The following is an 8,881-nucleotide window of genomic DNA, read 5'->3' as shown; positions in this document are numbered from 1 at the left end:
GGCGGCCGCACCGAGGCTGGCGGCGGCGGCCGGCCGCCTCTCCGTCGGCGGGGCGCTGGCGCTCCGCCTCGACCGCCTCGTCGTCGGCCGCGGCGGCCACCGGGCGGGTCCCTTCTCCGCCGAGGTGCGCGTGGGCGAGCGGGTGGCGGTGGTGGGGCCCAACGGGGCGGGCAAGAGTACGCTCCTGGCCACGCTGGCCGGGGCGCTGGCGCCGCTGGAGGGCCGCCTGCTGACGGGGCCGGGCTTGCGCACCACCTGGCTTCCGCAGGGCAGCTGGCCGGAGGAGCTGGCCGCCCTTCCCGGCGAGACGCCTCTGCTGGAGGCGCTGGTCCGCCTGCGGCCGCTCGACCGGGAGGCCGCCCACCGCTGGCTCGCCCGCTTCGGCTGGCCGGGCGAGGCGGCGATGCGCCCGCTGGACGGGCTCTCCGGGGGCGAACGCGCCCGGCTGGCGCTGCTGCTGGCGCTGATGGAGCCGTGCGACCTGCTGCTGCTGGACGAGCCCACCAACCACCTGGACCTGGAGACGCGGGAGGCGCTGGAGCGGGCGCTGGTCGAGGTACCGGCGGCCGTGGTGGTGGTCGGCCACGACCGCTACTTCCTGCGCCGGGCGGCGCAGAGGCTCTGGGTGGTGGCGGGCGGGCGGATCGCGGAGGCGCCGGAGGGCGTGGCGCTCCTGGAGGGCGGGCGGCTTCCCTGGCTCTGGGCCGGCGCGGGCTCCGGCGAGGGCGCGGCCCCCGGCGGCGCGGAGGGCGCGCCGGCGGACGTCCGGCGCGGCGCTCCCCGGGGCGGTGGGGCGGGGTGCGAGGGGGCCGCCGTCGCCCGCCGGCGCCGGGAGGAGCTGGCCGCGCTGGAGGCGCGCATCGAGGAGCTGGAGGGGGAGCGGAGCCGGCTCGAGGAGATCCTGGCCTCGCCGCCGGCGGAGCGGGAGGAGCTCCGCCGCCTGGGCGAGCGGTACGAGGCGCTGCTCGCCGAGCTGGAGGAGGCCTACGCACGCTGGCTGGAGGCGGCGGAGCAGCGGCCGGCCGGTCTTCCCGGCGGGGGGAGGGGGGCGCGGTGAGGGGATGGCGGAGATGGAGCGCCTCGAGGTGAAGATCCTGGACCGGCCCTTCCTCCTGCGCGGCGAGGTGCCGCGGGAGGAGCTGGAGCGGCTGGCCGCCGAGACCGATCGCAGGATGCGGGAGATCGCCGCCCGCAACCCGCACCTCTCCGCGCTCCAGGTGGCGGTGCTGGCGGCGCTCAACCTGGCGGAGGAGCTGGAGGAGGCCAAGCGCCTCAACCGCCGCCTGCAGCGCGCCCTGGAGGAGGAGTGGCGGCGGGAGCTCCGCCCGCTGCGCGACGGCAGCGACTGGGAGGGCGGGACGCCGGGCTAGCCGGCGGGCGCCCGCTCGGCCTCGCCCTCCAGCGCCCGCTCCTCCAGGCGCCGGAGGGCGTCGGCCGCCAGCGACGGGTCGCCGCGCACGGCCAGGAGAAGAGCGCCGCGGACGGGTTCGCGCGGGCTCCGGCGGCAGTCGGCGGCCGGCAGCGAGCGGTGGAGCTCGAGGCGCAGGGCGTCCTCCAGCCAGGGGTTCTCCGGGCGGAAAAGGCCGCCGGCCAGGACCACCGGCAGCGCCGGACCGCCGGCGGGGGCGGAGAGCCCGGCGGCGAGCGCGGCGGCGCGGGCGGAGCCGGCCAGCTTCCTGCCCATCTCCAGGAGCAGCTCCTGCGCCACCGCGTCTCCCTCGCCGGCCAGGCGGACCACCAGCGGCGGCACCGCCCCCACCAGGGAGAGGAGTTCGGAGGAAGGCGCCGCCTGGCCGCCTCCGATCCGGAAGGCCAGTTCGTCGTAGTCGCGGGCGCCCGCCAGCGTCAGGATCGCTTCCTGAAGGCGAGTGCGCGGCCCGGAGCCCTCCTCGGAGCGGAAGGCGGCGTGGAGGGCGGCGCGCGCCAAGTCGATCCCTCCGCCGTAGTTGCCCTGCTCGAAGCCCTTGCCGCGCAGCCGGAGGAAGCGACCGCGGGCGTCGCGGGCGCCCGCGTTGGCGCCCGTCCCGGCCACCACAGCCACCGCCGCGCCAGGGTCTGGCGCGCCCGCCTCCAGGGCCGCCCGGAGGTCGTTGACCGGCGTGACCTGCCAGCCCGGCAGCAGCCCGGGCAACAGCTCCCCCGCGCGGGCGAAGTCGGCCTCGGTGTCCAGGCCGGCCAGGGCGACGACGGCACGGACCGGGCCGACCGGCGGCCAGCCCCCCGCCAGCGGCTGGACTGCGCGCTCCAGGAGCCGGAGCAGGACCGCCGCCGCCCGCTCCTCGCCCCAGACCTCGGGGCTGGAGCCCTCGCCCTCCGCGCGCAGGAGCCGGCCGCTCGCACCGTCCAGCGCCAGCACCCGCGTGCGCGAGGCGCCGCCGTCGACACCCGCGTAGATCACGACGCCACCCCCCGGGCCGCCGGGCCGCCGGCGGGCGCCTCGGTCACCACGCGGAAGCCCAGGCTGCGCGCCCGCTCGACGAAGTAGCGGACATTCTCGGCCCGCGCCGGGCCGCCCAGCGTGCAGCGGTCGAAGGCCCCGTCCAGGGCGATGAGAAGCGTCTCGGCCAGGCAGGCGGGCACCAGCCCCGGGCCGTAGCCCAGCTCCAGGCGGAAGCGGGCCTCGCCGGGAAGCGCGACCACACCGCCGGGGACCACCTCCACGCCGGGGATCCGGGCCACCGCCGGGTGGACGTCCGCCGGCCGGCCGACGTCGTAGAGAAGCGTCCCCGGCCGCACGTGCTCGGGAAGGACCACCGGCTCCACCTGCGAGGTGGCGGTGAAGATCACGTCCGCCTCGCGCAGGAGGCCCAGGTCGGTGGAGGCCGTCACCTCCAGGCCCGGGAAGTGGCGCCGGATGGTGGAGGCGGAGCGCTCCAGGCGCTCCGCCCGCGTCCCCAGCATGAGCAGGCGGCCCACCTGGCCGGCGATGGCGCGGGCGATGCCGAAGCCGACCACGCCGTTGGCGCCCACCACCGCCGCCGTCACCCGCCCCGGCTCCAGGCCGCGGGCGCGCAGGCGGGCCATGATGCGCGGCACCGCCTCCGCCACGGCGCCGGCGGTGTAGGCGCCGCCGTTGGTCACCGGCAGCGGCGACTCGGCCTGGACGGCCGAGCCTTTCTCCCCCACCACCGACCAGTAGGCGCCCAGCCCCAGGACGGAGGCGCCCAGCTCCCGCGCCAGCCGCGCCGCCTGGCGCGCGCGCAGCACCGCCACGCGCTCGTGGCGCTTGATCTGGCCGGGCAGCATGGGCACGCCCAGCAGGTAGACCCGGGCCCGCCTGCCGCCGCGCGTCACCACCCCCGCGATCTCGTCGACCTGCATGGGCCGCATCCGGAGCGCCAGCCGCTCGAGCAGGCCCTGGGGCAGGAGGCGGCGGCGGGCGAGCGTCGCCAGCCATCCGAAGCGGCGCGACTGCCACCAATCCTCCGGCGTCATGGGATGGATCAGGAAGGCGCAGGCCACCTCGTCCGCGTCCGTCTCCGGCAGTGGCCGCCGCTCGCCCAGGCGGGGTTCCACGCCGTCGACGATGCGCGCCAGGTGCTCCTTCTGGCGCCAGAGGAGGAGTGCGGCCAGCACCAGCACCGGGAGCGGCTCCGCGGCCCGCCCCGCCAGCACCGCCGGCATGGAGGCGGCGCCCGCCGCCGCGGCCAGCGAGGGCCAGCCCCAGCGGCCGCCCAGCGCGCGCGGAAGAAGGAGCACCGCCGCGGCCGCGGCGAAGGGCAGGAGGAGCCGCCCGGGAGCCGCCACGCCGGCCAGGCCCAGGCCCAGCCAGGCTCCGGCCGCGGCCGCGGTGCCGCGGCTGCGCGGCGGCCAGCCGTCCGGCCAGAGGAAGCCGGGCGAGTAGAGATGGCCGGCGACCGCGCCCAGGGCGGCCCACTCGGCCGCCGGCGGCCCCGCCAGGCGGGCGGCGGCCCAGACCGCCAGGGCGGCCTTGACCAGGTCGGGCGCCACCAGCACCGCCGGCCAGACGGGGCCCAGCCTGCGGCGCACGGTTCCCAGGCCGAGGTTGTAGGGACTCAGCCAGCGGACGTCCACGCGCCCGAGCAGCCGGGCGAGGGCGTAGCCCAGGGGCAGCGCGCCCCAGGCGAAGGCGGCCGCCAGTGCGGCCAGCGGCGAGAGTGCCGTGCGGAGCTCGAACCCGCTCACCATCCGTCCTCCCCGCGCCAGGTGTCGCCCCGATTCTACCTGACGCGCGCCAGCGGGTCCTCCGAGAGCAGGGCGGCCAGGGGGAGGATCTGGTAGCCGCGCGCCTCCACGAGGCGGATCAGTTCGGGCAGGGCGCGCGCGGTCTCGGCGGTGGGGTGCATCAGGATCAGCGCTCCGGGGTGGAGCTTCGCCTCCACCCGCTTGAGGATCACCTGGGGCGAGGGATGCTGCCAGTCGACGGTGTCCACCGACCAGAGGATCACCTGGTGGCCCGCCGCCAGCGCCTGGTCCAGGACGGCCCGGGTGACGACGCCGCGGTGGGGGCTGAAGAAGAGCGGCCGGCGGCCCGTCACCGCCTCGATGACGCGGTCGGCCTGGACCACCTGCCGCGCCACCTCGGCCTCGCTCAAGTGCTCGTACTCCACCGTCTGCCAGCCGTGCGAGTCGATCTCCTGCCCCGCCTCGGCGATGGCCCGCGCCTGGCGCGCGTGGCTCTCCGCCCAGCTGCCCACGAGAAAGAAGCTGGCGCGGACGCCCGCCTTGGAGAGCGCCTCCAGCATCGAGGGGAGGTACTCCTCCCCCCAGGCGACGTTGACCAGCAGGGCGACCGCCCGGCGCTCGGGGTTGCCCTGGTAGACGGGGGCGGGCGGCAGGTCCGCGAGGCGGACGCGGGGCGGCACGAGCCGGTAGACGGGCTCGATGCGCGCGCCCTCCGGCGCGGAGAGGGCGGCCTGGAGGGTGGCGGCCACGTCCAGGCGGAGGCCCGCCAGGCCCGGGACGCGCCCCCGAGTGGCGGGGTCGATGCGGGCGTCGACCGGCGGGCTGTGCAGCTGGGCGGCCAGCCGGCCGAGCCAGGAGCGGAGCTCGCCCTCGGTCCAGCCGCCCACGTCGCGGTCAGCCAGGGTGACGCCGGGCCGGACGGTGCGGAAGGGCCGGTCCAGGGGCGACCGCGCCTCGCCCGCGGGGCGGCCGGCCGGGAGGGCGCGGATCGCGGCCCAGAGGAGGCCGAGCAGGAGGAGGGCGGCGAGCAGGTGCGCGGCGACGCGCAGGCGGCGCCGGAAGCCGGCCGTGTCGAGGACCACGCTCCCACCTCCCCGCCTTTCCGCCCGCTTCCTGCCGGCGGGCCGCCGGAAGATGGTATGGTGCGAAGACGGCGGGGAGACCGGGGGAGGCCCCTTCCTCCCCGGGCGCGGGCGGGCGGGCCGAGCCGGTAAGATGGGGAGCTGTGAAGGAGGTCGGTGGCGCGTGGTGTCGGACTCCGCCCGCGTGGTGGTGACAGGCGTCGGCGCGGTCAGCGCCTTCGGTGTGGGCGCGGAGGCTCTCCGCTCGGGCCTCGAGCGGGCTCTCCGCGCGGGTGGCGTGGAGGAGTGGGAGGGGTTGGGGCGGCTGGCGGTGGCGCGGGTGGAGGGCTTCGAGCCGGAACGCTTCCTGCCGCCGCGCACGGTGCGGAACAACGAGCGCTTCACCCACCTGGCGGCGGCGGCGGCCGAGCTGGCCCTGACGGAGGCGGCTCTGGAGCCCTCCGCCCTCGACCCCTGGCGGGTGGGCGTCATCGGGGGGACCTCGGTGGGCGGGCCCGGCGACCTCATCGCGGGGCTGGAGCGGGTGCAGACGGGCGGTCCGCGCCGCGTGGGACCGCACACCATCCCGCGCATCATCCCCAACATGGCCGCCGGCGTGATCGCGGAGAAGTACGGCTTCCGCGGCGTCAATACCACGCTCACCACGGCCTCCAGCGCGGGCCTGGACGCCATCGGCACGGCGCTCCTCGCGCTGCGCGACGGCGAGGCGGACGTGGTGCTGGCCGGCGCCAGCGAGTCCTCGCTGGAGCCGCTGCTCCTGGCGCCTCTTCTCCGCTCGGGCGAGGTGAGCCGCGAGGCGGGGCGGCCCTTCGACCGTCGCCGCGACGGCGTCACCGTCGCGGAGGGCGCCGCCTGGCTGGCGCTGGAGCGGCTGGAGCACGCCCGGGCGCGCGGCGCCCGCATCCTGGCCGAGGTGGAGGGCTACGGGCGGGCGCTGGCGGCGGGGAGCCGGCTCGACGGGGGCGCGCTGGCCGACGGCCTGGCGCGGGCCGTGGCGGCGGCGCTGGCCGACGCCGGAGTGGAGCCGGACGACCTGGGCGGGGTGGTGGCCCACGCCGCGGGTTCGCCGCGCCTCGACCGCGCCGAGGCGGAGGCGCTGCGCGCCGCGCTGGGCGAGGGCCTGCCGCCCGTGACAGCGCCCGCCGGCGGCCTCGGGTATGCCATGGCGGCCAGCGGCGCCCTGGAGGCGGCGGTGGCGGTCCTGGCGCTGGAGCGGGGGGTGCTGCCGCCCACGGCCGGCTGGGAGGAGGCCGACCCGGAGCTGGGGCTGACGCCGGTCCACGACGGGGGCCGGCCGCTGGCGCGGGCCCGCCTGCTCTGCACGACGGCGGCCCTGGGCGGCCCCTGCAGCGCCGTGATCCTGGCGGGGTGGGACTGACGGCGCGCCTGGAGCTGGAAGACGTCTGGGTGGCCGCCCCGGGCGGGGGCTGGATCCTGCGCGGGGTGCGCCACACCTTCGCCGAACGGGGGCTGACGGCGCTGATCGGCCCTTCCGGCGCCGGCAAGAGCACGCTGCTCTCGCTGCTCAACCGCCTGCGCGACCCGGACCGGGGGCGCGTCCTGCTGGACGGCAGGGACGTACGCGAGACGGAGGTGCGGGCGCTGCGCCGCCGGGTGGGGATGGTGCTGCAGCGACCCTACCTCTTCCCCGGCACGGTGGCCGAGAACGTCCGTTTCGGGCCTGCCAGCCGCGGCGAGGAGGGGCCGCCGGTGGAGGAGCTGCTGCGCGAGGTGGCGCTCGGGCCGGAGATGGCGGCGCGGCGCGTGGACGGCCTCTCCGGCGGCGAGCAGCAGCGGGTGGCGCTGGCGCGGGCGCTCGCCAACCGGCCCGAGGTGCTGCTGCTGGACGAGCCCACCGCCTCGCTCGACCCGGGAGCGGCGCTGCGCGTCGAGGAGACGGTGCGCGGCCTGGTGGAGCGGGCCGGGCTGACGGTGGTCTGGGTGACGCACGACCTCGCGCAGGCGCGGCGGGTGGCGGACCACGTCCTCCTGCTCTGGGCGGGCGAGCGGGTGGAGGCGGGCGAGGCGGCGGCCTTCTTCGCCGGGCCGGCCAGCGAGGCCGGCCGGCGCTTCCTGGCCGGGGAGCTGCTGGGCCGGGCGACGGGGGGGAGGGAGCCGGCGTGAGCGGCCTCTCGGTGCTGGTGACGCTCGTCTTCGTCGCCCTGGCGCTGGTCGTCTCCTACAGCCAGCGCCTGGCGCTGGAGCGCGACCTGATGGTGGGCGCCGCCCGGGCGCTGGTGCAGCTCCTGGTGATGGGCTACGTGCTGGAGCTGGTCTTCCGGCTGGCCGCCTGGCCGTGGATCGCGCTCCTCCTGGCGCTCATGGCCGGGGTGGCCGTCCAGAACGCCGGGCAGCGCGGCGCCGGGCTGCCGCGCCGCTTCCTTCCGCCCGCGGCGGGGATCACGTTGGCCGAGACGGTCACCCTCGCCCTCCTGCTGCTCCTCGGCCTGATTCCCGGCCAGGCGCGTTACGTCATCCCCGTCAGCGGCATGATCATCGGGAACAGCATGGTGGCCAGCGGCCTCGTTCTCGACCGGATGAAGGCGGAGATGCGCGCGCGCAGCGGGGAGGTGCTCTCGGCGCTGGCGCTGGGCGCACCGCCGCGGCTGGCGGCGCGCCTCCCGCTGCGCGAGGCGGTGCGCGCCGGCATGATCCCGACGGTGGACGCGCTCAAGACGGTGGGCCTCGTCCAGTTGCCCGGCATGATGACGGGCCTCCTCATCGCCGGCGCCAGCCCGCTTCAGGCGGTTCGCTACCAGATCCTGGTCATGTTCATGCTGGCCACCTCCACGGGCGTCGCCTCCATGCTGACGGGCCTTCTCGCCTACCGCCAGTTCTTCAACGCGGCCGAGCAGCTGGTGCTGCCCGGGCAGGCGGGGGACGGGGCGAAGGCGGCCGGCTAGCCGGGCGGCCGGAGGCCGGGGACCGCGCCGATGCCGGGCGGAGGCGAAGGGGGAACGGCGGTGTTCGACGAGGCGGTTCTGGAGAAGCTCGACTTCCCGCGCATCCTGGAGGCGCTGGCCGGCGCCACGGCCTTTGCGCCGGCGCGGGAGGCGGCGCGGGCGCTCCGGCCCAGCGCGGACCCTGTGCTCCTGGCCGAGCGCCAGGCGCGCCTAGCCGAGGCCATGGAGCTCCGGCGCCGCGACGCCTCCCTGCCCCGCATGCCCGAGCTGGATCCGCGCTCCTGGCTGGAGCGCCTCCGTCTCGGGGCCGCCCTGGGCGGCGAGGAGCTCTTCGCCCTGCTCGCCTTCCTCCGCGCCTCGGCAAGGCTGGCGGCCTGGCTCCTGGAGGAGGGGTCCGGGGCGCCGCGCCTGGGCGAGGAAGCGCGGCGGCTGCCGCGCCTGCCCGCCCTGGAGGAGCGGCTCGCCCGCTCCGTCGCGCCCGACGGCAGCTGGCTCGACACCGCCTCATCGGCCCTGGCCGCGCTTCGCCGCCGGCAGCGGAATGTGGAGGCGGCCGTCCGCCAGCGCCTGGAGGCCATGGTGCGGAGCCTGGCCGCCCGCCAGGTGCTGCAGGAGGCCGTCGTCACCGTCCGTTCCGGCCGCTTCTGCCTGCCGGTGCGTGCCGACCAGAGGTCGGCGGTGCCCGGCATCGTCCACGACCGCTCGGAGAGCGGCGCCACCTTCTTCATCGAGCCCGCGGCGGTGGTGGAG

Annotated in this window: 9 protein-coding genes; 6 read left to right on the top strand and 3 right to left on the bottom strand. The window is 77.9% G+C overall.

The window, feature by feature from the left end:
• Both K6U79_09810 and K6U79_09805 read left to right on the top strand, forming a co-directional pair.
• Nucleotides 1-1,057: ATP-binding cassette domain-containing protein (locus K6U79_09810; protein ID MCL6522646.1), on the top strand; the 1,057-nt coding region annotated here is incomplete at its 5' end.
• Between the two features lie 4 nt (nucleotides 1,058-1,061).
• Nucleotides 1,062-1,370 (top strand): cell division protein ZapA, encoded by a 309-nt coding sequence (locus tag K6U79_09805; GenBank protein MCL6522645.1) that lies wholly within the window; start codon nucleotides 1,062-1,064, stop codon nucleotides 1,368-1,370.
• Here K6U79_09805 and K6U79_09800 read toward each other — a convergent pair.
• The 3 genes from K6U79_09800 to K6U79_09790 are packed head-to-tail and all read right to left on the bottom strand — an operon-like array spanning nucleotide 1,367 to nucleotide 5,228.
• On the bottom strand, nucleotides 1,367-2,398 hold the full coding sequence (locus tag K6U79_09800; GenBank protein MCL6522644.1) for a hypothetical protein: 1,032 nt from the start codon (nucleotides 2,396-2,398) through the stop codon (nucleotides 1,367-1,369). The two genes, K6U79_09805 and K6U79_09800, sit on opposite strands and share 4 nt — an antisense overlap.
• The gene (locus K6U79_09795) at nucleotides 2,395-4,149 is read right to left on the bottom strand and encodes a glycerol-3-phosphate acyltransferase (protein MCL6522643.1); all 1,755 of its coding nucleotides are present in this window, start codon (nucleotides 4,147-4,149) and stop codon (nucleotides 2,395-2,397) included. Before K6U79_09795 ends, K6U79_09800 begins: the two co-directional genes overlap by 4 nt.
• Before the next feature lie 32 nt (nucleotides 4,150-4,181).
• Nucleotides 4,182-5,228 carry a polysaccharide deacetylase family protein gene (locus K6U79_09790; protein MCL6522642.1) on the bottom strand — a complete coding sequence of 349 codons (1,047 nt, stop codon included), beginning with the start codon at nucleotides 5,226-5,228 and terminating at the stop codon, nucleotides 4,182-4,184.
• 163 nt (nucleotides 5,229-5,391) lie between these two features.
• Here K6U79_09790 and K6U79_09785 point away from each other — a divergent pair, with 163 nt between their 5' ends.
• The 4 genes from K6U79_09785 to K6U79_09770 form a co-directional block, all read left to right on the top strand.
• A complete protein-coding gene (locus K6U79_09785) occupies nucleotides 5,392-6,606 on the top strand; it encodes a beta-ketoacyl-[acyl-carrier-protein] synthase II (GenBank protein ID MCL6522641.1) in 1,215 nt (404 codons plus the stop codon).
• Complete coding sequence (locus K6U79_09780) at nucleotides 6,597-7,352, top strand: phosphate ABC transporter ATP-binding protein (protein MCL6522640.1); 756 nt, start codon at nucleotides 6,597-6,599, stop codon at nucleotides 7,350-7,352. Before K6U79_09785 ends, K6U79_09780 begins: the two co-directional genes overlap by 10 nt.
• Entirely contained in the window at nucleotides 7,349-8,131 is a 783-nt protein-coding gene (gene fetB, locus K6U79_09775) for an iron export ABC transporter permease subunit FetB (GenBank protein ID MCL6522639.1), read from the top strand. The genes K6U79_09780 and fetB overlap by 4 nt, the downstream gene beginning before the upstream one ends.
• Before the next feature lie 60 nt (nucleotides 8,132-8,191).
• Nucleotides 8,192-8,881, top strand: a 690-nt coding sequence (locus tag K6U79_09770) for an endonuclease MutS2 (GenBank protein MCL6522638.1), incomplete at its 3' end; no start/stop codon positions are given.

The sequence above is a fragment of the Bacillota bacterium genome (assembly GCA_023511835.1).
In the GTDB taxonomy this organism is placed as follows: Bacteria; Bacillota; Sulfobacillia; order JAIMAT01; family JAIMAT01; genus JAIMAT01.
This window is presented reverse-complemented; position numbering and strand designations above follow the sequence as displayed.

Coding starts and splice junctions, on each gene's coding strand:
- K6U79_09805 (MCL6522645.1), top strand. CDS start 1,062: ATGGCGGAGATGGAGCGCCTCGAGGTGAAGATCCTGGACCGGCCCTTC.
- K6U79_09795 (MCL6522643.1), bottom strand. CDS start 4,149: ATGGTGAGCGGGTTCGAGCTCCGCACGGCACTCTCGCCGCTGGCCGCA.